Below are 23,302 nucleotides of genomic sequence, written 5' to 3'. Positions count from 1 at the left end.
TTCTCTGGAGAGCAACCAGCGGTTGCCGTGGTGTCCAGTATCTGCGAGCGGGTGAAGGCTGACAATCCTCTTTGTGCCCCTTTCTTTGGTAACTTTTGGCCACCTTTGGGCTACTTTTGGGGCGGTTTTGGGGCGCCGTGTGGGTGACTTTGGGATCTGCGGGACTCTCTGGGAAAGAGTTTTTCTGTGCTGTGTTATCGGGGAAGCTGGGACGTCGTGCCATCATTGCGGCCTGCCTAGCTGGGGAAACATAAAAAGTTTCAAGAAAGTTGAGTCCGTGGGAATAACTTTGCAGGGTGGCTCGTTGTTAAGATTGAGTGACACAGGCTCAAGGTTTTGTGTAGGAGCGCTGAAGTTCTGTTAGAGTAGCGCAAGGACGCAACGAAGAGTTGAGTCACTGACAATCAACTTTATTAACTGCACTCGATAAAAAGGAGAAAGAATCATGGGACGCGCAGTAGGTATTGACCTTGGTACGACGAACTCCGTCGTTTCCGTACTGGAAGGTGGCGAGTCCACCGTTATCGCTAACTCCGAAGGTTCTCGCACCACGCCTTCCGTTGTAGCGTTTGCGAAGAACGGCGAAATCCTGGTTGGTCAGTCCGCCAAGAACCAGGCCGTGACCAACGTGGACCGCACCATCCGCTCCGTCAAGCGCCACATTGGTACTGACTGGACCGTCAACATCGATGACAAGGACTACACCTCCCAGGAGATTTCCGCTCGCACGCTGATGAAGCTGAAGCGCGATGCAGAGTCCTACTTGGGTGAGGATGTTACGGACGCCGTTATTACCGTCCCTGCATACTTCGAGGACGCCCAGCGTCAGGCCACCAAGGAAGCCGGCCAGATTGCCGGGCTGAACGTCCTGCGCATTGTCAACGAGCCCACCGCGGCTGCGCTTGCATACGGCTTGGAAAAGGGCGAGCAAGAGCAGACCATCCTGGTCTTCGACTTGGGCGGCGGCACCTTCGACGTGTCCTTGCTGGAAATCGGCGATGGCGTCGTTGAGGTTATGGCTACTGCAGGTGACAACACCTTGGGCGGCGATGACTGGGATCAGCGCATCGTTGACTGGTTGGTTGACCGCTTCAAGAGCTCCCAGGGCGTTGACCTGACCAAGGACAAGCGCGCCGTGCAGCGTCTGCGCGAGGCTGCAGAGAAGGCCAAGATTGAGCTGTCCTCCTCCCAGCAGGCCAACATCAACCTGCCTTACATCACCGTTGACTCTGATAAGACCCCACTGTTCTTGGACGAGACCCTGACCCGCACCGAGTTCCAGAAGATCACCCAGGATCTGCTGGACCGCACCAAGGCTCCATTCAACCAGGTCATCAAGGATGCTGACCTTTCCGTCGGCGATATCGACCACGTTGTGCTGGTTGGCGGTTCCACCCGTATGCCGGCCGTCTCTGACTTGGTCAAGGAGCTGACCAGCAAGGACCCGAACAAGGGCGTTAACCCGGACGAGGTCGTTGCAGTGGGTGCTGCCCTCCAGGCAGGCGTGCTGCGCGGCGAGGTTAAGGACGTGCTGCTTCTCGATGTCACCCCGCTCTCCCTCGGCATTGAAACCAAGGGCGGCGTGATGACCAAGCTCATCGAGCGCAACACCACCATTCCGACCAAGAAGTCTGAGACTTTCACCACCGCAGAAGACAACCAGCCTTCCGTGCAGATTCAGGTCTTCCAGGGTGAGCGCGAGATGGCTACCGCTAACAAGCTGCTGGGTTCCTTCGAGCTCGGCGGCATTGCACCGGCACCACGTGGTGTGCCCCAGATTGAGGTCACCTTCGATATCGACGCCAACGGCATCGTTCACGTGACCGCCAAGGACAAGGGCACCGGCAAGGAAAACACCATCAAGATCCAGGAAGGCTCCGGCCTTTCCCAGGAAGAGATCGACCGCATGGTTAAGGACGCCGAGCAGCACGCTGAGGAGGACAAGAAGCGTCGCGAGGAGCAGGAGCTGCGCAATAACGCAGAGTCCACCTCCTACCAGACCCGCAAGTTCTTGGAGGATAACGAGGACAAGGTCTCTGAGGACACCAAGACCAAGGTCACCGAGGCTGCTGACGCCGTCGATGAGGCGCTGAAGGGCGATGACCTCGACGCCATCAAGTCCGCAGTAGAGAAGCTGTCCACCGAATCCCAGGAGATGGGCAAGCAGATCTACGAGGCACAGGCTGCAGAGGGCGGCGCTGAGGGTGCTGGCGATGCCGGTGCCGCACAGGGCGACCCGAACGTGGTCGACGCTGAAGTTGTGGACGAAGACGAGAACTCCGACGACAACAAGGATGGCGACAAGTAATGACTCAGGACAGCGGAATGCCGCAAAACCCAGGCGACCCGGAAAACACGGATCCGGAGGCTACCTCGGCTGACCGCGCTGAGGCTGCTGCCGAAAAGGCCGAGGAAGCACAGGCTGCCAACGACGCGCAGGCTGATGCCTCCGAAGAAGCCAAGTTGGATCCCACCCTTGATTCTGACCTCGAAGACGCGCTGGCTGATGTCAACGCCGATGAGGTCGAGGCCGAGGCGGAGGGCGATGAGCCCACCTCCACCGGCGCTGCCACCAACGATGTGGAGGCGCAGTTGGCAGAACGCACGGAAGACCTGCAGCGTCTGAATGCGGAATACACCAACTACCGCCGCCGCACCGAGCGTGACCGCCAATCCGTTATCGAGACCGCGAAGGCAAAGGTCATTAGTGACTTGCTGCCGGTTCTTGATGACCTCGATTTGGCCAAGCAGCACGGTGACTTGGAGGGCCCGCTCAAGGCGGTTGCGGATAAGCTCCGCAAGGGCCTAGAGCAGCACAACCTCACCGCCTTTGGTGAAGAGGGCGAACCCTTCGACCCAGAGATGCACGAGGCCGTGCAGGATTTATCCTCCGGCGATGAGCAGGTGCTCGGCACCGTGCTGCGCCAGGGCTACCGCGTAGGCGAGAGGCTGGTGCGCAACGCGCTGGTCATCATCGCGGACCCCGGTGAGGACTCCGGCAGTTCGGAAGGCACCGAACAAGCCGATTAATCCGGGAAAAGGGCGCCTTGGGAACTGACTGATTCAACTTCCCCCGGCGCCCTTTTTACTAACTACAACCGATTCTTCTTGAAAGGAGGAGATGCCCAGTGAGCGCTAAACCCGAATGGGCAGACAAAGATTATTATGCGGATCTGGGGGTCTCCTCGTCCGCAGATCAAAGCGAGATCAAGCGCGCGTACCGCAAGCTTGCCCGCGAAAACCACCCGGATACCCACCCCGATGACCCCGCGGCAGCGGACCGGTTCAAGCGGGTTGCGGAAGCATACGATGTGCTTTCCGATGCCTCCGAGCGCAAGGAATACGACCAGTTCAAGGCCATGCTGCGTAATGGCGGTGGCTTTGGACGGAACGGAGGCGCCGGCTTTCCCGGCGGGTTTCGAGCCACGAACATGGGTGGACAAGGTGCGCAAGACTTCGACCTCTCGGACCTCTTCGGAGGAGCCACTGGAGGATCGTCTCAAGGCGGCGGTTTTGGGGATATCTTCGGTAGCGTTTTCAACCGCAGCGGTAGTGCTGGCCACTCAGCTAAACCGTCGCGGGGGGCCGACGTCGAAACGGAAATAACCCTCGATTTCCGCGAGGCCGCCAAGGGGACCACCATCCCGCTGGCCTTAAGCGGTAATGCGCCGTGCACCACGTGCCACGGCTCGGGTTCTTCCTCCGGCAAGACCTCAACGTGCGGGACCTGCAATGGCTCCGGGTACACCTCGGAAAACCGCGGTGCCTTCGGCTTTTCCGCCCCGTGCAAGGATTGCGATGGCACGGGCCGCCGCATCCCAGATCCATGTTCGGATTGCAACGGCACCGGAACGGTGCACCGTACCCGGAATATCACGGTCCGCATCCCCGCCGGCGTCATCGACGGCCAAAAGGTCCGCATCGCCGGCCAAGGCGAGGCTGGCCCGAACGGTACCCCGGCCGGTGACCTCTTCGTTGCGGTCACCGTTAAGCCCGACAAGGTCTTTACCCGCGACGGCGACGATATCCACATCACCGTCCCTGTCTCGTTTGCCGAGCTCGCCCTTGGTGACACCATCACGGTTCCCACCTTGGACAGCCCGGTCCGCGTGAAGATCCCGGCCGGTACCCCGGATGGCCGCACCTTGCGCGTGCGTGGACGCGGCATTGCCAAGCGCGCCGGCAAGGCTGGCGACCTCTTGGTCAGCGTGCAGGTCACCGTGCCTTCCAAGCTCGATGCTGCGGCCTCCAGCGCCTTGCGCACCTACGCACAAGCCGAAAAGGACTCTGGCTTTAATCCCCGCGCAGGCTGGGCCGGCGCGGAGAGCAATTAAGGCAGGAGGTGCACTGCACAATGAGTACTGGAAAGGCAGAAGGCTCCGGCACCGCCGTTTATGTCATTTCCGTGGCCGCCGAGCTTTCCGGGATGCACGCCCAAACCCTGCGCACCTATGACCGCATGGGCTTGGTCTCCCCGGCCCGCACCCGGGGCGGCGGCCGCCGTTATTCGGATCGCGATATTGAATTACTCCGCAAGATTCAGGCGCTCTCGCAAGACGATGGCGTCAATCTCGCCGGCATCAAATCCATCATCGAGCTAACCGAGGAACGCGACCAGCTCGAGGCTGAACGCGATGCGCTTGCCGATGAAGTCCGTGCCCTCCGCGACCAACTCGCCGCCGGGCAGCGCTCGGGATCGCAGCACCCCCAAGCACAACATCCCCAAGCACAGGGGCAGCACACCCGCGGCGCCCAAGGCCCGCAAGGCTCGCAGGTCTCGTTGCGTTCTCAACGCAGCGGTGAGCTCGTCCACGTCCCGCGGTCTACCTCCGTGGTGATGTGGAGCCCGCGCACCGCGCGCGACCGCAAACGCAATCGCCGAAACAACGGCGGCTAAACCGCCTAAACCGGCTAAACCGCCTAACTCGTCCTGCGGACGAGAAACCTCAACTAAAACCCTCCATACCTTTTACGGCATAGCGCCCGCACAGGTATGGAGGGTTTATCTCTGCCCAAAAGCCCCTCGCACTCTCGGTGCCCCCGGCCTCCCGGCTCCCCCTCGGCCCCTATCATTCCCGCGCCCCCTCGCACCGCTGCCCCTCCCTCGGGCAGTTCTGCACTCGCACAACCGGACTTTGGCCTGTGAAGAAATGTTAATTTCCTACCCCTATTTAGTGCGAGATGCGAAAAATTGCATTACTATGTCTGGAAAGCAGGTGAGGTACACCACAGTAGAGCGCCTACAGTGGTACGAGCCATACCCGGTAAGGACCATACCTGGCAAGAACCACAGTCGAGATTTCTGCACGAGAGGACACCACCATCATGACTTTGTACGCAGCGCCCGGAACCGAAGGGGCCATCGTTAACTACCGCGACCGCTATGACAATTACATTGGCGGTAAGTGGGTACCGCCAGTCGATGGCGAGTACATGGACAACATCAGCCCCGTGACCGGTGAAGTATTTTGTCAGGTGGCCCGCGGCAAGGAAGCCGATGTTAATGCGGCTATCGATGCCGCGGAAAAGGCCTTCGCCACCTTTGGCAAGACCACGCCAGCAGAGCGCGCGCTCTTGCTGCACCGCATCGCGGACCGGATTGAAGAGAACCTGGAAAAGATCGCCGTCGCGGAAACCTGGGAAAACGGCAAGGCCGTCCGCGAGACCTTGGCCGCCGATATCCCACTGGCCGTTGACCACTTCCGCTACTTCGCGGGCGCCATCCGCGCGCAGGAGGGCCGCCTGTCCCAAATCAGCGAAGACACCGTGGCCTACCACTTCCACGAGCCGCTCGGCGTGGTCGGCCAAATCATTCCGTGGAATTTCCCGCTGCTCATGGCTTCCTGGAAGATCGCACCGGCCCTGGCCGCCGGTAACTGCATCGTTCTCAAACCCGCGGAGCAAACGCCAGCATCCATCCTCTTGCTCATGGATATCATCGGCGACCTCCTCCCAGACGGCGTGCTCAATATCGTCAACGGTGTGGGCGAGGAAGCTGGTGCGGCATTGTCGGGTTCGGACCGCATCGCCAAGATCGCGTTCACCGGATCCACCCCAGTGGGCAAGCTCATCAATAAGGCCGCCGCGGACAAGGTCATTCCGGTCACCCTGGAACTCGGCGGTAAATCGCCGTCCATCTTCTTCAAAGACATCATGGATGAAGATGACTCCTACCTGGAAAAGTGCGTCGAGGGATTCGTCATGTTTGCCCTCAACCAGGGCGAGGTCTGCACCTGCCCATCGCGCGCGCTGGTCCATGAGGATATTGCTGATAAGTTCTTGGAGCTCGCCATCGAGCGCGTCAAGAAGATCAAGATTGGCCACCCGTTGGATACCGAAACCATGATGGGCGCCCAGGCCTCTCAGGAGCAGATGGACAAGATCACCGAATACCTCAAGATCGGCCCAGAAGAAGGCGCGGAAACGCTCACCGGCGGCCACGTGAACAAGGTCGAAGGCCTCGAAAACGGCTATTACATCGAGCCCACGGTCTTTAAGGGCAGCAACGAGATGCGCATCTTCCAGGAGGAGATCTTCGGGCCAGTGCTCTCTGTGGCGACCTTCAAGGATTACGACGAGGCCATCGAGATCGCGAATACCACCAACTTCGGCCTTGGCGCCGGCGTATGGTCGCGCCAACAAAACATCTGCTACCGCGCCGGGCGCGATATTCAGGCCGGCCGCGTGTGGGTCAACCACTACCACGACTACCCGGCACACAGCGCCTTCGGCGGCTACAAGGAATCCGGCCTGGGCCGCGAGAACCACTTGATGATGCTCGGCCACTACCAGGAAACCAAGAACATGCTGGTCTCGTACTCGGACGCCCCCGCAGGACTCTTCTAAACCCGCCCCACGCTCCCACGCCCCCGCGCTGCCCAGCCCAACGCTAATCCGGCCTGGGTTCCGGGGCGGCCACCGTGCCCAAACCGCGCAGGAACTGCGGGTCCTCCCAATAAGACCCGTGGTCCCCAGGCAGGCCATCCGCGCCGGGGAGGGGAGTGGCGCCAAAGGACTGGGTGGTGGGATCCGGGCCGTGGATCCCGCTCAGTGGCCCCGTCGCGATAGCGATGGGGTCATTGTCATTGGTCGCCGCCCACACAGTGCCGTGCAGCTCGCCGACATGCTGGGCACTAGTACCGGGGCTTCCCACGAGCACAATATCGGAGGCGATGTCCTCCTCGCGCGCCGCGTATCCGGTCACGACGGAGCCATAGGAATAGCCCACCACCGTTCGTTTCGCACCTGGATACCGCTTGCCGATGCCCCGCTGAAACCGCACCAGCTCCTGCCCCGCCGCCCGCGCGGGATCGGCGTGCACGGCGCGCGGCAGACTCGCCGGCGCCTGGTAGCCCAACCATACGGCGGCAGGGCCACCGCTCGCCCTTGCAATATTGCGGCCACGGTCCACGGCGCGCTGCCAGGTGGTGGGGTCGGAGGAATGCACGCCTTCAACGAATGTGGTCACGGACGCAGGCTCCGTGCGAAAGCCCTCCGGATCCACCAGCGCCACCAGCCGGCCGGGGCTGGTCTCCACGATGCGCATATCGGGATTATCCGCGGCCAGCTGCGCCACGCGGTCGCTGGCTTGGGCGAGGTTAATCTCGTGGATGGTATCGAGGGGAAGATCGGCAAAATCCTCCAGCCGCTTAGGCGGTTCCGCCCCGGCCGGCGTGCAGAGGGCATCGATTTCTTGGGCGCAGAGCCAATCGAGGGCATCGCCAAGCGCGCGCACCTCCCGCAGTTGCACGGCCCCGGCCAGCGCGGCGGGCCCAGAAAGCTCATCAACCTTGCCCAAAAAGGAAATGATCCGCGCCTCCACCTCCTCGCGCCAGGTCTGCAGATCCGCATGCCGGTCGAGTACCTCGATGACCCGCTCCATCTGCCCAAGGGGGCTACTCAGCCACTCGGTCGCCTCCTCCAAACCGGATCGCGCCGCGATACCCGCGGGCCCACCCAGCGATAGCGAGCGCCAATCGTGGTGTGAATCCACATAGTGAGTGTGCAGGCCAGCGCGGTCCGCGGCGAGCTGCGCGGCACTGTGGCGCAGGGCAGTCGATAAATTCATTGCGTCCTCCCCAAGCTCGCGGCGAGCGAGGAATCGAGCGCGTGGCTGCGCGCCAAAAAGTCGTGGAGGCTGCGCAGGCGCTCGGAAACGGTGGCATCGCTAAGCTGCTGCGTTTCAGACCACTGTGTCACCGCGCGCTGGAGGGAAGCGGACGTCCGAGAGGCCACGCTTAAGTGCGCCCCCGGCAACGCCGCCGCCGGCCGCGCCCTCAACGTGCGTACATGTGCGGGAAGGTGTTCAGGAATATCTACATAACTCATGGCCTTAAGCGTGGCCGCTGCGGGCTGTGGCCGCGAGGGCAAAATCGCCAACCTGTGGATAACTAGGTGACGCTGCACTAAGTTGGGATTTATGAAAGTAGCAGCAGTGCAATTGACCTCTACCGGCAGCATCGAGGACAACCAAGAACTCGCCCTGGATAAAATCCGCGAGGCCGCGGCGGCGGGCGCGCGCCTTATCGTGCTGCCCGAGGCCACCTCGCAGAACTTCCGCTCGGGCCGCCTGGACGAGCAGGCGCAGAACCTCGAAGGCTCGTTCGCCACCGCGATTCAGGAAGCGGCGGAGGAATTGGAGGTCACCGTCGTAGTCGGCATGTTCTGCCCAGCCGATACCATCGAGCGCGAGGATAAGACCATCAACCGCGTATCCAATACCGCGCTCGTCGCAGGCCCCGGCGTGCTGGGCGGCTACGAGAAAATCCACACCTACGATGCCTTTGACTACCGCGAATCCGATACGGTGCAGCCTGGGGAGTCCTTGGTGACCTTTGACGTCGATGACCTTACCGTCGGCGTCGTGGTTTGCTACGATATCCGCTTCCCGGAGCAGTTCAAGGATCTCGCGCGCGAGGGAGCGCAGCTCATCGTCGTGCCCACCAGCTGGGCGGATGGCCCCGGCAAGCTGGAGCAGTGGCGCCTGCTCACGGCGGCGCGGGCGCTGGATTCCACCAGCTATATCCTCGCCGCGGGCCAATCCCGCCCGGGCGGCAACGCGGAGGCCGGTTCCCCCTCGGGACCGACCGGCATCGGGCACTCCACCATCGTCGATCCCAACGGCGTGCGCGTGGCAGAAGCCGGCTACGAAGACGAGATCCTCTACGCCGATATCGACCCGCACGAAGTAGCGAAGACGCGCCGCTCCCTGCCGGTGCTAGAACTCAACGACTAAGACTGCGCCGCATAATCCTCCGGCAGCCACTCCCGGTCGCGGCCCCAGCTGTGGCTTAAGATCCACTGCTTGCCGATGCCCCTTTTCTCCAATCCCTTCCTTCCTTCCGCTACCTCCTCGGCGCTGCCGAAGAGGGCAAAGTAGGTGGGCGTGCCTGTGGATAACTCGGCCTCGTTGACTACTACATCGGTCGGGTCGGGGGAGAGGGTGTGGGTGGCGGCATCGGCAAGCGGCTGTGCCCCCAGCAACCACGGGTCGTTTTCTTGCCGGATGATGCGGCGCAGGCTGAGATCGGGGTAGAGGGCCGTAAGGTTCTGCTGGAAGTGCGTGTCATAGTGCGCGCCGGGGCTATCCGCAACGGCAAAAATCTGCAGGTCCAGGTTCTTCGCGAGTCCCTCCTCGCCCGCATCCGCGGCCTGGCGGGCCGCCAGCGCCAAGCACCGCGCCGCCGCCCAGCCCGTGCCATAGGCTACGATGACCAACCTGCCGCCGCGCAACGCGCGCAGGTCCTGCCAGATGGACCCGGTGGGCCGGCCCAAAGTCCACCAATCGCCCGGCTTGGTATGCGCAAGCGACCGCGAAGCCGCGCCCACCGCGGCGACGTGGAAGACCAGCTGGCCGGTGGCATCGCTTGGCTGAGCTGGGGTGAGCATGCGCCACTGGCCGGGAAGGTACTGGGTGGTGACGGGGAAATACTGCCCCGGCTCGAAGTCGGCGGTCATTCCCGCCTCGACGCGAATGACCGCGGTTTCGCGCGTCGGCCGCTCCACCGCAACCACCTGCCCCGAATACGCCGGCGCCTCCCCAGCCAGGTCCGCCTCGCGCGCCGCGGTGGCCATCTCCGCGCAGACCTCGTGGATGACGGCGCAGGCGAAGTCGTATTGGTACCGCGTCAGCGCCAATACCCGCAGGCCTTTGATGAGCGCCTCCTTGAAGCGTGCATACACCTCTGCCGGGAAGCCGTGCCTGCGGTGATCGCGGCCGAGCTGCGCGATTTTCTCCCGGACGGCCTCAGGCAACGCAGCTCCAACCCCGGACCCCGCCTTCGTGCCGGCGCTGCTGGGCTCCGCGTGTTCAATCACCCACGCCAATGCGTGCACCATGGACCGGTGGGTGTCCTGCATAGAAAGGGAAAAGACCTGCCGCGCCTCCGGCACCATGAGGAAAAACTGCTCATGCACCGCATCGCGGTAGTCGTCTGCGTACTTTCGGAAGTGCTCGCCCAATTCCCACATGTTTTCCCATTCTAGTGTGCTTGCTTGCCTCTATTTCGCACTTTCACCCCGCGCCTGCCTTTTGGTGGGGAGCGGCGCCCGCTCCATCGGCGCCTGCTCTATCGTCCCCGCGCTACAGTCCCAGCACCTTCATAACCTCGCGCGCAGCCAAGCGCCCAGCCCGTGTCGCTCCCACCGTCGAGGCAGTCGATCCATATCCGGCGAGGAAAACCCGCGGGTTCGCGGCAGGCGAGACCTCGTTGCGCATGACAATCCCGCCCTTGCGCGAGCGCAATCGCAACGGCGCCAGGTGGTCGAGTACCGGACGAAAACCGGTATTCCAAAAGATGACGTCCACCGCCAGGTGCGTGCCCGCCGGGTACGGCTGCCATGCCGCCCCGCTTTCCGATGCCCCCACAAACCCACCGCTCACAGCACCGTCGCCGTCCGCCACCGTCTCACAGTGCGCCGTAGATTCATCGCTCGCCGCAGTCCTGCCACCCGTGGCCGCCCCGTCGCTCGCCGCAGTCCTGCTGCTCGTCGCAGCCTCGCCAAACCGCACGCCGGTCGCATCAATGGCATTGAACATGCCGCGCGAGACCAAAACGCCGCGCTCGACTGCATCCAGGTATTCCTGCCAGGGCGGAATCCCGGTGGTCGAGACCACCGAGGCCGGTGGATTGCCGCTAAAGACCCGCTCGCGGACCTTCTTTTCCACATCCAAACCCCACTGCTTATCGAACTCCGTGTCCGTAAAATCCGGTGCCCGCCGCGTGGCCCAAGTGGTTTGCGCGATGCCCTCAAGCTCCAATAAGAACTGCACCGCGGATAGCCCACCGCCGACGACCAATACGTGCTGGCCTGCAAAATCCTCCGCCGCCGAATAGTCCTTGGTGTGCAGTTGGCGCCCGCCGAAACTGCCGATGCCCGGAATATAAGGAATATACGGCCTATCCCACGTGCCAGTGGCGTTAACGATGGCGTCCGCGGAAAACTGCTCGCCGGACTCCAACGTCACGAGAAACGCGCCGCGCGGCTCGGGCTCGTCGTGCGAGGCGTGCGCACCGCGTGGCTCGTCTGGGTTCTCTGTTGCGCGCTCATCGCGCGGGCCGAGCGCGCCGTGGAGATTGCGCGCGCTGTGCGTGCCGGGCAGGGGGCGGACGCTGCGGACGCGCGCTGGGCGGTAGGGCCGCAGCTGAAACTTGTCCTCGTAAGCGCCGTAGTAGGAGGCGACTACTTGGGAGGCGGGGGAGGAGGCATCGGCAAGCGGGGCGGGCATGCCCGGCAGATCCGCGATGTTGTGGGCCTTGCCCAGCGTCAGGGAATCCCACCGGTGACGCCAGGCGCCGCCGGGGGCGGGGTTGGCATCGATAAGCAAAAAGTCTTGGGCGGGGATAAGGCCGCGGGAGGTGAGCTGGTGGGCCGTCGCCAAGCCTGCCTGGCCCGCGCCGATGATGATGCTGAGGTAGTGCTCCACCGTGCCATTGTAGCGGGGGTGAAAATCCGCCGTATGTTGTGGCTCACTACATGATAGGTAATGTACTTTTTATCTGCGAGCTCTCTACAAGTGAGCGGCCTGTCATAACTGCACAGCTAGAAAGGATTCCCATGGAAGATTTTTCCGCTTATACCCTCATGCTGGACGTGGGTTGGATTTCCTTACTCATGGTCATCGGCAATATTTTGCGCCACCAAGTGAAGTTTATCTTCCAGGACTTATTGCTGCCTGCCCCCATCACCGCCGGCCTGATTGGCCTGCTCGTCGGCCCCAACGTGCTGGGCTGGATCAACTTCTCCGATAACCTCGGCGATTACACCTCCATCCTCATTGCCGTGGTCTTTGCCTCGATGGCGTATTCCATGGAAGTCGGCGGCAACATGGGCAAGGGCGCGCGCAATATGTGGGGCTTTTCCACCATGATGTTCACCGGCCAGTGGGGCCTGTTCATCGTGCTCGGCCTGCTCTTCTTCGCCCCGGTCTTTGATACCCCCAACTGGTTCGGCATGATGCTGCCGGTTGGCTTTACCGGTGGCTTCGGCACGGCCGCCGCTGTGGGTGGCGCGCTGGAGGGCGTCGGTGCCGAGGCGGCGTCGTCGTTGGGCTTTACTTCTGCGACCGTCGGCACGCTGGCCGCGATTATCGGCGGCGTTATTGCTGGTAACTGGGGTATCCGTAAGGGCAAGGTGTCCTACGTGCCCAAGGAGCTGCCGGAAGAGATTCGCCGCGGCTACATCAAGAACCTGGCTGATCGCCCCTCCCTTGGTCGCGCCACCACCAACCCTTCTTCCATCGAGCCGCTAGCGCTGCACTTCGGCTTCATCATCCTCACGGTCATGACGGCGTACGGCGTCAATAAGGGCATTTCCAGCATTTGGGAAAATGTTTCCATTCCGCTCTTTGCGATGTCCATGGTTATCGGCCTCATCTTCCGCGCCATCATGAACTTCGTCGGTGCCGAGGATTATCTGGATAAGGATTCCGTATCCTCCATCTCCGGTGCTGCTACCGACTACCTCATTGCCTTCGGTGTGGCCGCCATCGTTCCTACTGCTATCGCTTCCTACTGGCAGGCGCTGCTGGTGCTGTTTATTTTGGGCACCATCTTCTGTAGCTTCTTCCTGATGTGGTTCCCCGCCGAGTTCTTTGGCGAGCGTTGGATCGAGCGCGGCATCTTCGGCTGGGGCTGGGCGACGGCCACCGTGGCTACCGGCATCGCCGTGCTCAAGATCGTCGACCCGAAGCTGAAATCCGGCACGCTATCTGAATACGGCATGGCCTATATCGGCTTCGGCCCGTTCGAGATTTCGTGGACCATTATCGCGCCGATGGCTGTGATGTACGGATTTACCGGCGCGTTCGGTGCCGTCTCGCTGGCCATTTCCATCGGTGTGTACCTGACATTCAAATTCATGGGTTTGCTTCCGCCGCGCGGCACGATTTTCAAAGAGGGCATCGGCCACGTGGGCCAGAAACAAGAAACCTAGCCTTCACAAATCCACCCTGCGCAGCCACTCTGCGCAAGCCGGGCTCCCACATTTTTGGTGTGGTGGCCCGGCTTTGTCGTGCCGCGTCCCAGCCCTCGCTAGCCTTCGCCGCGCCCGCCAGCCTTTGCCTCGCCCTGCCGGGGAAGTCGGCCGCAAACTCGCGGCCTTGCAGGCACCGGTTTAAGCTCCGCCCCGTCAGCGCGGTACGCCTTGAGGTTCTGCTGATTATGGCACTCCAAAGTAAGCCCAGCCCCAGCAGCGGAGCACGCCCACTCCTAGGGCGGCCGGACTTCGGTAGCGCTGTTGTGGCAGTTCGGCAGGGGCATAGTAGATACCTACGAGGCACAAAAACGGGAAGTTGAGCCGGGTGGACTCAAAAAATTTGGGTTGAGTGGAATAGGCTCAACTTTATGTGCGTTATACCAAGTGAATCCTTAAAATGGACGAATAAATCTTAGAAGGAGAAACGTACACATGAGTTCTTTTAACCCCACCACCAAAACACAAGAGGCGCTGCAGGAAGCCCTGCAGACCGCTTCCGCGAATGGCAACCCGGATATTCGGCCGGCGCACCTGCTGGCTGCCATCCTTGGGCAGGAAGGCGGCATCGCCGCGCCGGTGCTCAAGGCCACCGGCGTTGACCCGGATACAGTGCTGAAGGAAGCGCGCGAGCTGGTTAACTCTTACCCCAGCGCCGAGGGCGCCAATATGTCCAACCCGCAATTCAACCGGGATGGCTTAAACGTACTGACCAAGTCGCAGGAATTGGCGGGCGAGCTTGGCGATGAGTTCGTGTCCACCGAAGTCCTCCTCGCCGCCATCGCTGGTTCGAAGACCGACGCCGCCGAGTTGCTGACCGGCCGCGGCGCAACCTACGACGCCATCAAGGGCGCCTTCCCCTCCGTGCGCGGGGCCGCCAAGGTGACCTCGGAGAACCCGGAGGACCAGTTCCAGGCGCTGGAAAAGTACGCCACCGACCTCACCGCGCGGGCGCGCGAGGGCAAGATCGACCCGGTCATCGGGCGCGATCAGGAAATCCGGCGCGTCGTCCAGGTGCTTTCGCGCAGGACGAAGAACAATCCGGTGTTGATTGGTGAACCGGGCGTCGGCAAGACTGCGATCGTTGAGGGCCTAGCCCGCCGCATCGTGGCTGGCGACGTCCCCGAGTCCCTGAAGGGCAAGACGCTTATCAGCCTGGATCTCGGTTCCATGGTCGCCGGCGCCAAGTTCCGCGGCGAGTTCGAAGAGCGCCTTAAGGCTGTGCTGGATGAAATCAAGCAATCTGAGGGCGAAATCATCACCTTCATCGATGAGTTGCACACCATCGTCGGCGCCGGCGCTACCGGCGAAGGCTCCATGGATGCTGGCAACATGATTAAGCCCATGCTGGCCCGCGGTGAGTTGCGCCTCGTCGGTGCAACCACGCTGGATGAGTACCGCAAGTACATCGAAAAGGACGCCGCCCTCGAGCGCCGTTTCCAGCAGGTCTATGCCGCAGAGCCGTCCGTGGAAGACACCATCGGTATCCTGCGCGGGCTCAAGGAGCGCTACGAGGTGCACCACGGCGTGCGCATCATGGACTCCGCCTTGGTGTCTGCAGCGGAGCTATCGAACCGCTACATCACCAACCGCTTCCTGCCGGATAAGGCCATCGACCTCGTCGATGAAGCCGGCTCCCGCCTGCGCATGGAAATCGACTCCTCGCCGCAGGAAATCGATGAGCTCGAGCGCATCGTTCGCCGCATGGAGATCGAAGAGCTCGCGCTGAAGAAGGAATCCGACGCTGCCTCCCAGGACCGCCTGGCCGCCCTGCAAGGCGAGCTCGCGGACCAGCGCGAAAAGCTCGGCGAGCTCAAGGCGCGCTGGGTCAACGAGAAGAAGGCCATCGATGACGTGCAGGATATTAAGGAGGAACTCGACGATCTCCGCCGCCAAGCAGAAATTGCCGAGCGCGACGGCGACCTCGCCCTAGCCTCCGAGATCAACTACGGCAAGATCCCGCCGCTGGAAAAGGACCTGGTAGCAGCCGAGGAAAAGGCCGCTGCCCAGCGCAATACCATGCTGGATGAGGAGGTCAGCCCGGATACCATCGCGGAGGTCGTCTCCGCGTGGACTGGCATTCCCGCCGGCAAGATGCTGCAGGGCGAGACCGAGAAGCTGCTGAACATGGAGGCGGTGTTGGGTGAGAGGGTCGTCGGCCAGCGCGAGGCCGTGACCGCTGTTTCCGATGCCGTGCGTCGCTCCCGCGCGGGCGTGGCTGACCCCAACCGCCCGACCGGTTCCTTCCTCTTCCTCGGCCCTACCGGTGTGGGTAAGACGGAGCTGGCTAAGGCGCTGGCGGACTTCCTCTTCGACGATGAATCCGCCATGGTGCGCATCGATATGTCCGAGTACGGCGAGAAGCACTCCGTCTCCCGGCTCGTCGGTGCCCCTCCGGGATACGTCGGCCACGAAGCCGGCGGCCAGCTCACCGAGGCCGTGCGGCGTCGGCCTTATACGCTCGTGCTTTTCGACGAAGTGGAAAAGGCCCACCCCGACGTCTTCGACGTCCTCCTCCAGGTCCTGGATGAGGGGCGGCTTACCGATGGCCAGGGGCGCACCGTCGACTTCCGCAATACCGTCATCATCTTAACGTCCAACCTGGGCGCCGGCGGTACGAAGGACGAGACGATGGAGGCCGTGAAGAGGGCGTTTAAGCCGGAATTCATCAACCGCCTCGATGATGTGGTGATGTTCGAGCCGTTGTCGGAGGAGCTGCTGCGCGGCATCGTGGACATCCAGCTGCGCGGTCTCACCGAGCGCCTGGCGGCTCGTCGCCTGACGCTGCAGGTATCTGATTCCGCGAAGTCCTGGTTGGCCGACCGCGGCTATGACCCCGCCTACGGTGCCCGCCCGCTGCGCCGGACCATCCAGCAGGCTATCGGTGACAAGCTGGCGAAGAAGCTTTTGGCTGGCGATATTGCCGATGGCGATACCGTCCACGTCGACGTCGCCGATGGCGGTGCGGAGCTGGATATCTCCGCTCGCTAAATTACCGGGCGAAAAATAATGCTCATGCCTTTAGACTGGAAGGCATGAGCATTTTAGTTTCCCCGCAGGAACTCAAAGAATCCATCTACCACGGCGATCGTTTCACCCTCCTCGGCACCCACTGGCAGCCCAAGACGGGCCAGAGCTTCATCGACTTTGCATCCCAGCACATCCCCACCGCGCTTTTCGGCGATACCGGCGCGGCCTTCGTCGGCCTTCCCGGCTCGCGCAATGGCCGCAACCCGCTTCCCGACGAAGACAAGCTGCAAGCCTGGATCCGTTCTTGGGGCCTGCAGGAAGACCGCCCCGTGGTGGTCTATGACGAGGGCCGCGGGCTGTTCGCCGGCCGCGCGTGGTGGACGCTGCGCTGGGCAGGCCTGACGGATGTGCGCATCCTCGACGGCGGCTTGGAAAACTGGCTCGCGCACGGTTACCAGACTCTCACGGGCCCGGGCAATATCGCGGTTGGCTCGACGTTCGAGGTCACTCCCGGCCAGCTACCTACCGCCACGATTGATGACGTCCGCAAGCATGATGGCGTCCTCATTGATACACGCTCCAGCAACCGCTTTGCCGGTCGCCGCGAAAACCTGGATTTGAAGGCCGGCCACATCCCCGGTGCGGTCAGTATTCCCGAGCGCCTCTTCCACAACGATGGGGTGCGCACGTTGAAGTCTCCGGATGAAATCCGTGAGGTGCTGGCCGCGGCCGGATTGACCCAGGAAAACACCAAGGACGCAATCATCTATTCCGGCTCGGGCAACCACTCCGCGCTGGCCCTCGCGGCGATGGAAGACGCCGGATTCACCGGCCTGCGCCACTACATCGGCGGCTGGTCGCAGTGGTCTGCAGACCCGACCAACCCGGTGGAACGCGGGGATAGGACTTCGGTTAACGATTAATCCCAATTAATCGCTCCGACTCCGACTGGTACCGGCACCGTGGGGTGCCGGTACCTATTATTATCGGGAGATGATGGCTTCTTTACTCCTGATTTTCGCGCTCGTACTCGGCATCGCCGGTGGCTTTTTGCTGTACTACGACCGCACGCAGCGCGCCACCGATGCCCAGCGAGACACCGCATCCCAGCAGGACACCGCTGCAGGCGATTCCGATAATTCGGCGGCGGAACAATCTCAAGGCGAGAAGCCCCAACACAACGGGAAAGACCGGGACGCCCAAGGAGACCAGGACACCTGGGCAGAATTGGGCACTCGGGAAGGCCAGGGTGCGCCTTTCCGCGCAGCTACCGACACGGACCACACTGACCACACGGACGACACTGACCATGCTGACGGCAGTGACGAGGATGCCGAAGGCGCCCCAGAAACCGTAGGCACCCCGGACGCCAAAGTGGTCGCAGAGCCTGAAGGTGAAGCCGCTGCTGAATCCTCCTCCAGTTTCGCGGCAAAGTACTCGCCGTCCCCCGATATTGAATCCGATTCTTCCTCCGCTACCTCTTCAGGGCGTCACCATCGCACTGCAGACGATGCGCACCGCAGCGCCAGCGACACCCGCCGTGCCAGCGAGTCCGAAGCTCTTTCGGAAAATGATGTCGTAAAGGGCAACACAACCGACGCCACAACCGCAGGCCCTGCATCCGGCGCAGACGGTGCCGGCAGGGCCAGCAGCAACGGCAGTATCGACAGCAACGACAGCAACGACACTGACGGCACTAACGAGAGCGTCGACAGTGCTCACACCGCAGGCAACACTGAAAAGGCCGCGGAAACTGGCGCAGGCTCTGGCATTCACCCTGCTGCGGACTCAGCTGAAGATACGGAATCGGATGCGGATGCCTCCTCCGACGAGGCGGGCCAGAAGGGAACTGAAGAGCAACCGGAAGCTCACGCGAAGCCTAAACCTGTGGGAAGGCCGCGGCCGCTTATCCCTGGCACCATTCGCCGGGAGCGCAAGAACTGGGCGGAAACCCGGGGCTTTGAGTACATGAAGTCGGACCAGTACCTTGTCGATGAATGGACGAGGGGAGTCGCCTCCTCTGGCGCCGCGCCGAAAGACATCGTCGCCGGCAATGTGTACGGCCACGAAATGCTGCTGATGGATATCGACGGCGTCAATGTGATGGCGATGAGGACGGGGGCGGCATCGGATGTGGTCATTGATTTCCAGCGCTTCGACAGCCAAGAGCCCGAGATGTCGGAGGATCTGCTTTTGGCCATGAACATCGAGGGGTTTGAGGTATATTCCTCCGATCGCGGCGTGACGGAGCGGATGGTGGACGAGCGCGTGCGCATCGCGCTGCAGCGCATGCCGGAAGTGGTGTCGGCGCTGTGGCTGGAAACCGAGTGGGTTTTGGCGCAAACCACCAAGCATTCGCGCACCGCGGATTGGGAAGCAATGCTCCCGCCCTTGGCATTGCTTGCCGATGCTGCCCGCGTCCTCCCACCCCGCTCCTCCTCCGTGCACACCATTCACCTCGAGGACCTAGACCCAGCCAGGGAAATTCCCGCCGCGCCTGTGGTTGAAGCAGTGGGAGGCACAACGTCGGTGGGACAGCCGGAGTTTTCCCGGCCGGTCATCCAAAGGCCGGAGGAACCATTGGATATGCCGTCGCGCACGTACTCCGAGACCCGCGGCCCGGTTGAGCACACGGCGATTGGGGCGGACGAGGTCGATGCCATTGCCGATGGCAATGAGCGCCCCACCCCCGATTCAGGCGCCGCCCGCCTGCCGCGCCGGCAATTCGGGGAGGCTTCCATCTTCGGTGACACTTTTGGCAGCGCTTTTGGCGGCTCTTTCAGCGGCGGCCTCGGCGATGCCTCCCCAGGCCCGGGCAAAGACGCGGCCAAGAACGCGGCCAAAGACGCGGCCAAGAACGCGGCCAAAGACGCGGCCGAAGGTTCAGCCGAAGGCTCGTCCACGGGCCCATCCAGAGATTCTTCTCGAGGTCGTTCCAGAAACACCAGTGGCCCAGCCGCTGCACGCGATAAAGACCGCCAGGACGAGTCGGGGCCGCGGCAGGGGGAGTAGCCTAGAATGTTGCGTTGGCCCACATAGCCAGGACTTTCCTCATATGCCGAAGAAAACTCTAAAGAAGGAGCAATGCGATGACTGAAGTGCACCTGCAAGAAGACAAGAAGAAGCGTCTCGCGGAACTGGTCAAGGAGCTTGCCGTTGTGCACGGCAAGGTGACTTTGTCCTCGGGCAAAGAGGCCGATTACTACGTTGATTTGCGCCGTGCGACCTTGCACCACGAAGCCTCCCGCCTCATCGGATCCTTGCTCCGCGAGCTCACCGCCGATTGGGATTTCGCGGCCGTGGGAGGCCTCACCCTTGGCGCGGATCCGGTAGCGACCTCCGTCATGCATGCCGATGGCCGCGATATCGACGCCTTCGTCGTGCGCAAAGAAGCCAAAAAGCACGGCATGCAGCGCCGCATCGAGGGCACGGATGTGACCGGAAAGAAGGTGCTGGTCGTCGAGGACACCACCACGACCGGCAACTCGCCACTCACGGCAGTCGCCGCATTGCGCGAGGCCGGAGCAGAGGTGGTCGGCGTGGCTACCGTCGTTGACCGCGCTACCGGCGCCGAGGATGTCATCTCGGCCGAGGGCCTTGAGTACCGTTCCCTGCTTGGCTTGGGTGACCTTGGACTCGCGTAACGAGATGGACCAGGACGCGCAGACTGGGCAGGGCGAGAGTGCTGCGCAGCAAGAGCAGCAAGAGCAGCAAGAGCGGCCCGAGGAGGCGAAGGGGCCGACCGAATGGAATGAGGGCCGGCACGGCGTGGGGCCCTGGGAAGGGCCCTGGCCGGAAGGCCCGGAGGCGGACAAATACGATCCGGAGCTGCTGCGCGAGGGCGACCGGCGCAATGTCGTCGACGCGTATCGGTATTGGCGGAGGGAGGCGATTAAGGGGGACATCGATAAGCGGCGGCATAGCCTGCATATCGCCATCGAGAACTTTGAAAATGACGCCAATATCGGCACCGTCGTGCGCACCGCTAACGCCTTTGCCGTCGATACCGTCCACATTGTGGGGCGGCGCCGGTGGAACCGCCGCGGCGCCATGGTGACAGATAGGTATCAGCATCTGCGGCATCATGAGAGCGTCGATAAGCTTATTGCCTGGGCGTCTGAGGAAGACCTCACGGTCGTGGCCATCGATAACACCCCCGGTTGCGTGCCCCTCGAAACCGCCGAACTGCCGGAACGCAGCTTGCTGCTATTCGGGCAAGAAGGGCCCGGCGTCAGCGCCGCCGCGCAAGACGCCGCCCTGATGACCTGCTCCATCGCGCAATTTGGCTCCACGCGGTCCATCAACGCTGGCGTGGCCGCGGGCATCGCCATGCATGCCTGGATCCGGCAGCACGCCGATCTGAACAATTCCTGGTAAGAGATCGTTACACTAACTGTAATAAACCTTGCTACTGGAGTGATAAAGAAAACGTGGAAGAAAAGTGGGCCCACCGCGCCGAACTCGCGGAAACCGCCATCGATGAGCGCCATGCGCATTCCGTATGGGGCCTGCCGCGAACCAACCTCGCCATCGTCAGCTGGCCGCCCACCACGAAAGAAAAGCTCCTCGTGCACTGGCACTACTGGTGGCAAGCGCACTACCTCGACTGCCTCGTCGATGCCGCGGAGCGGAAGAACACCAAGGTCCTCCGCCAGCGCATCCTTGACACCACGCGCGGGATTCGCGTCCGGAACCTGACGCAGCTGACCAAGAATAAGTACTTCGATGACAAGGCCTGGCTCGCGCTTGCTTTCGGGCGTGTGGGCGAGGTGAAGAAGATGAAACCGCCCAAGGCATTGGCATCTTTGCAGCGCAATATCACCGAGGGGCTCGATGATTCGCTGGGGATATTGCCGTGGCGCGATGGCGAGAACTTCATGAACGTGCCGGCTAACGGGCCCGGAGCCATCATGCTCGCGCGGATGGGAGATATCACCGCGGCCCGCCGCATCGTTGACTGGGTCTACGACAATTTGGTCAACGAAGACGGCTTCATCATGGACGGCGTGCGCATGCGCATGGATGGCCCCGAGATCGTCAAACAAGTCCACCCGTACTGCCAGGGCGTGATGCTCGGGGCATGCCTGGAGATTGTGTTGGCGATGCGGGAGGAGTCGAGCATCGGCAAGCTGGAGCAGATCGACAGCGTTTACGAGGCCGAACTGGCCTCCGAGATGATGAGCTACATCATCAAGATTCGTGGCCTGGTGCAGGCTATTGCCTCCGGGATGGCGACTCCCTCCGGCGTCGTGGATTGGGAGACCGGTGATGGCGACGGCGGCCTGTTTAAGGGTATCCTGATGCGCTATCTTGCCGATGTCGCCGTGCGCCTGCCCGGGGATTCGCCCGCCAACCGGGCTACCAAGAAGCTGGCGACCCGGATGGTCGTGGCGTCTGCCGAATCCGTGTGGGAGCACCGGCTCGAGGTTGATGGCCTGCCAATTTTTGGCTCTGACTGGACTGCCGATGCCCGGCTTCCCCACAACTACGGCTTCGGGCACACGACCGTGAGTGAAAAGATGGGCATTATTCGCGTGGATGAGCGCGACCTATCCGTGCAGCTGTCTGGCTGGATGCTGTTGGAGGCGTGCGCCCGGGTGGCTCGTGACCTGCACGAAAAGTCGGGCCGCGCTTAACCTCGCCGTTGATCATTTCGCTGCGGGGTTTGTTGTGCGGGGCGCGGCATTGTGAGAGTTAAACTGTAAACACAGGAAATGTCACAGAAATTTTACGGCGGGATTCCGGAAATGTGGGCATAATTGGCTGTTGGAACGTGTTTGACCGCAATCCCAGTTAAGGATGGAATTTCATGCCAATTGCAACCCCCGAGGCGTATAACCAGATGCTGGACACCGCGAAGCAGAACGGCTTCGCGTTCCCGGCCATCAACTGCACCTCATCTGAAACGATCAACGCAGCACTGAAGGGCTTTGCCGAGGCAGAGTCTGACGGCATCATCCAATTCTCCACCGGTGGCGCAGAGTTCGGCTCTGGCCTCGCGGTCAAGAACAAGGTTAACGGTGCTCTGGCGCTAGCCGCTTTCGCACACGAGGCTGCGAAGCACTACGGCGTTAATATCGCCTTGCACACCGACCACTGCCAGAAGGAAGTTCTGGACGATTACGTTCGTCCGCTGCTGGCCATCTCCCAGGAGCGCGTTGACCGCGGCGAGAATCCCCTTTTCCAGTCCCACATGTGGGACGGCTCTGCTATTCCGATCGATGAAAACTTGGTCATCGCCCAGGAGCTTCTGGAAAAGGCAAAGAAAGCGCACATCATTCTCGAGGCAGAAATTGGTGTCGTTGGCGGTGAAGAAGACGGTGTCGAGGCTAAGGCCGGCGATAACCTGTACACGACTCCGGAAGACTTTGAAAAGACCATCGATGCCCTGGGCACCGGCGAGAAGGGCCGCTACTTGTTGGCCGCTACCTTCGGTAACGTGCACGGCGTCTACAAGCCGGGCAACGTGAAGCTGCGCCCCGAGGTCCTGCTGGAGGGCCAGAAGGTTGCGCAGAAGAAGCTCGGCCTGAGCGAGGGCGAGCACGCCTTTGACTTCGTCTTCCACGGCGGCTCCGGCTCCGAGAAGGAGAAGATTGAAGAGGCGCTGCGCTACGGCGTCATCAAGATGAACGTGGACACCGATACCCAGTACGCGTTTACCAACCCAGTGGCCCGCCACATGATGGAAAACTACGACGGCGTGTTCAAGATTGACGGCGAGGTGGGCAACAAGAAGGTCTACGACCCACGCTCTTACCTGAAGAAGGCAGAGCAGGGTATGTCCGAGCGCGTCATCGAGGCATGCCAGGACCTCCACTCCGTGGGCAAGACCACCGCCAAGTAGGCCCGCCCCTAAACT

The 23,302-nt window shown here is 62.1% G+C and carries 18 protein-coding genes; 14 read left to right on the top strand and 4 right to left on the bottom strand.

What is annotated here, in order from left to right:
* Positions 1 to 445 precede the first annotated feature (445 nt).
* The 5 genes from dnaK (at position 446) to HMPREF1261_RS00855 (ending at position 6,846) form a co-directional block, all read left to right on the top strand.
* Positions 446 to 2,308 carry a molecular chaperone DnaK gene (dnaK, locus tag HMPREF1261_RS00875; protein ID WP_023029624.1) on the top strand — a complete coding sequence of 621 codons (1,863 nt, stop codon included), beginning with the start codon at positions 446 to 448 and terminating at the stop codon, positions 2,306 to 2,308.
* A complete protein-coding gene (gene grpE / locus HMPREF1261_RS00870; RefSeq protein WP_034657799.1) occupies positions 2,308 to 3,030 on the top strand; it encodes a nucleotide exchange factor GrpE in 723 nt (240 codons plus the stop codon). Before dnaK ends, grpE begins: the two co-directional genes overlap by 1 nt.
* Positions 3,031 to 3,128: 98 nt before the next feature.
* Positions 3,129 to 4,334: a molecular chaperone DnaJ gene (gene dnaJ / locus HMPREF1261_RS00865; protein WP_023029622.1), complete on the top strand. Its 1,206-nt coding sequence runs from the start codon at positions 3,129 to 3,131 to the stop codon at positions 4,332 to 4,334.
* A gap of 20 nt (positions 4,335 to 4,354) precedes the next feature.
* A complete protein-coding gene (locus HMPREF1261_RS00860; RefSeq protein WP_023029621.1) occupies positions 4,355 to 4,897 on the top strand; it encodes a heat shock protein transcriptional repressor HspR in 543 nt (180 codons plus the stop codon).
* 428 nt (positions 4,898 to 5,325) lie between these two features.
* The gene (locus tag HMPREF1261_RS00855) at positions 5,326 to 6,846 is read left to right on the top strand and encodes an aldehyde dehydrogenase family protein (RefSeq protein ID WP_005279394.1); all 1,521 of its coding nucleotides are present in this window, start codon (positions 5,326 to 5,328) and stop codon (positions 6,844 to 6,846) included.
* A 43-nt stretch (positions 6,847 to 6,889) separates the two neighbouring features.
* Here the strand turns inward: HMPREF1261_RS00855 and HMPREF1261_RS00850 are convergent, their stop codons facing one another.
* Positions 6,890 to 8,068 carry an alpha/beta hydrolase gene (locus tag HMPREF1261_RS00850; protein ID WP_023029620.1) on the bottom strand — a complete coding sequence of 393 codons (1,179 nt, stop codon included), beginning with the start codon at positions 8,066 to 8,068 and terminating at the stop codon, positions 6,890 to 6,892.
* On the bottom strand, positions 8,065 to 8,328 hold the full coding sequence (locus tag HMPREF1261_RS00845) for a hypothetical protein (RefSeq protein ID WP_034657956.1): 264 nt from the start codon (positions 8,326 to 8,328) through the stop codon (positions 8,065 to 8,067). The genes HMPREF1261_RS00850 and HMPREF1261_RS00845 overlap by 4 nt, the downstream gene beginning before the upstream one ends.
* Positions 8,329 to 8,419: 91 nt before the next feature.
* On the opposite strand from HMPREF1261_RS00845, the gene HMPREF1261_RS00840 reads away from it, so the two are divergent.
* Positions 8,420 to 9,235, top strand: a complete 816-nt coding sequence (locus HMPREF1261_RS00840) for a carbon-nitrogen hydrolase family protein (RefSeq protein ID WP_023029302.1) — start codon at positions 8,420 to 8,422, stop codon at positions 9,233 to 9,235.
* On the opposite strand, the gene HMPREF1261_RS00835 is transcribed toward HMPREF1261_RS00840, so the two are convergent.
* The gene (locus HMPREF1261_RS00835) at positions 9,232 to 10,470 is read right to left on the bottom strand and encodes an FAD-binding oxidoreductase (RefSeq protein ID WP_023029301.1); all 1,239 of its coding nucleotides are present in this window, start codon (positions 10,468 to 10,470) and stop codon (positions 9,232 to 9,234) included. The two genes, HMPREF1261_RS00840 and HMPREF1261_RS00835, sit on opposite strands and share 4 nt — an antisense overlap.
* Positions 10,471 to 10,582: 112 nt before the next feature.
* A complete protein-coding gene (locus HMPREF1261_RS00830; protein WP_023029300.1) occupies positions 10,583 to 11,926 on the bottom strand; it encodes an NAD(P)-binding domain-containing protein in 1,344 nt (447 codons plus the stop codon).
* A gap of 131 nt (positions 11,927 to 12,057) precedes the next feature.
* Between HMPREF1261_RS00830 and HMPREF1261_RS00825 the strand changes: the two genes are divergently transcribed.
* The 8 genes from HMPREF1261_RS00825 (at position 12,058) to fbaA (ending at position 23,287) form a co-directional block, all read left to right on the top strand.
* Entirely contained in the window at positions 12,058 to 13,434 is a 1,377-nt protein-coding gene (locus tag HMPREF1261_RS00825; protein WP_023029618.1) for a sodium/glutamate symporter, read from the top strand.
* Positions 13,435 to 13,908: 474 nt separating this feature from the next.
* The gene (clpB, locus tag HMPREF1261_RS00820) at positions 13,909 to 16,464 is read left to right on the top strand and encodes an ATP-dependent chaperone ClpB (RefSeq protein ID WP_023029617.1); all 2,556 of its coding nucleotides are present in this window, start codon (positions 13,909 to 13,911) and stop codon (positions 16,462 to 16,464) included.
* A gap of 44 nt (positions 16,465 to 16,508) precedes the next feature.
* Positions 16,509 to 17,366: a sulfurtransferase gene (locus tag HMPREF1261_RS00815; protein ID WP_023029616.1), complete on the top strand. Its 858-nt coding sequence runs from the start codon at positions 16,509 to 16,511 to the stop codon at positions 17,364 to 17,366.
* 70 nt (positions 17,367 to 17,436) lie between these two features.
* Positions 17,437 to 19,455: a hypothetical protein gene (locus HMPREF1261_RS00810; RefSeq protein WP_034657798.1), complete on the top strand. Its 2,019-nt coding sequence runs from the start codon at positions 17,437 to 17,439 to the stop codon at positions 19,453 to 19,455.
* Positions 19,456 to 19,532: 77 nt separating this feature from the next.
* Positions 19,533 to 20,087 (top strand): orotate phosphoribosyltransferase, encoded by a 555-nt coding sequence (gene pyrE, locus HMPREF1261_RS00805; protein WP_023029295.1) that lies wholly within the window; start codon positions 19,533 to 19,535, stop codon positions 20,085 to 20,087.
* Positions 20,088 to 20,091: 4 nt separating this feature from the next.
* On the top strand, positions 20,092 to 20,820 hold the full coding sequence (locus HMPREF1261_RS00800; RefSeq protein WP_023029294.1) for a TrmH family RNA methyltransferase: 729 nt from the start codon (positions 20,092 to 20,094) through the stop codon (positions 20,818 to 20,820).
* A gap of 53 nt (positions 20,821 to 20,873) precedes the next feature.
* Complete coding sequence (locus HMPREF1261_RS00795) at positions 20,874 to 22,079, top strand: glycoside hydrolase family 76 protein (protein WP_023029293.1); 1,206 nt, start codon at positions 20,874 to 20,876, stop codon at positions 22,077 to 22,079.
* 173 nt (positions 22,080 to 22,252) lie between these two features.
* Complete coding sequence (fbaA, locus tag HMPREF1261_RS00790) at positions 22,253 to 23,287, top strand: class II fructose-bisphosphate aldolase (protein ID WP_023018031.1); 1,035 nt, start codon at positions 22,253 to 22,255, stop codon at positions 23,285 to 23,287.
* Positions 23,288 to 23,302 lie beyond the last annotated feature (15 nt).

The organism is Corynebacterium sp. KPL1818 (assembly GCF_000478135.1).
GTDB lineage: Bacteria > Actinomycetota > Actinomycetes > Mycobacteriales > Mycobacteriaceae > Corynebacterium > Corynebacterium accolens.
The sequence above is the reverse complement of the archived record's forward strand: the minus strand, read 5'-3'. Positions and strand labels throughout refer to the sequence as shown.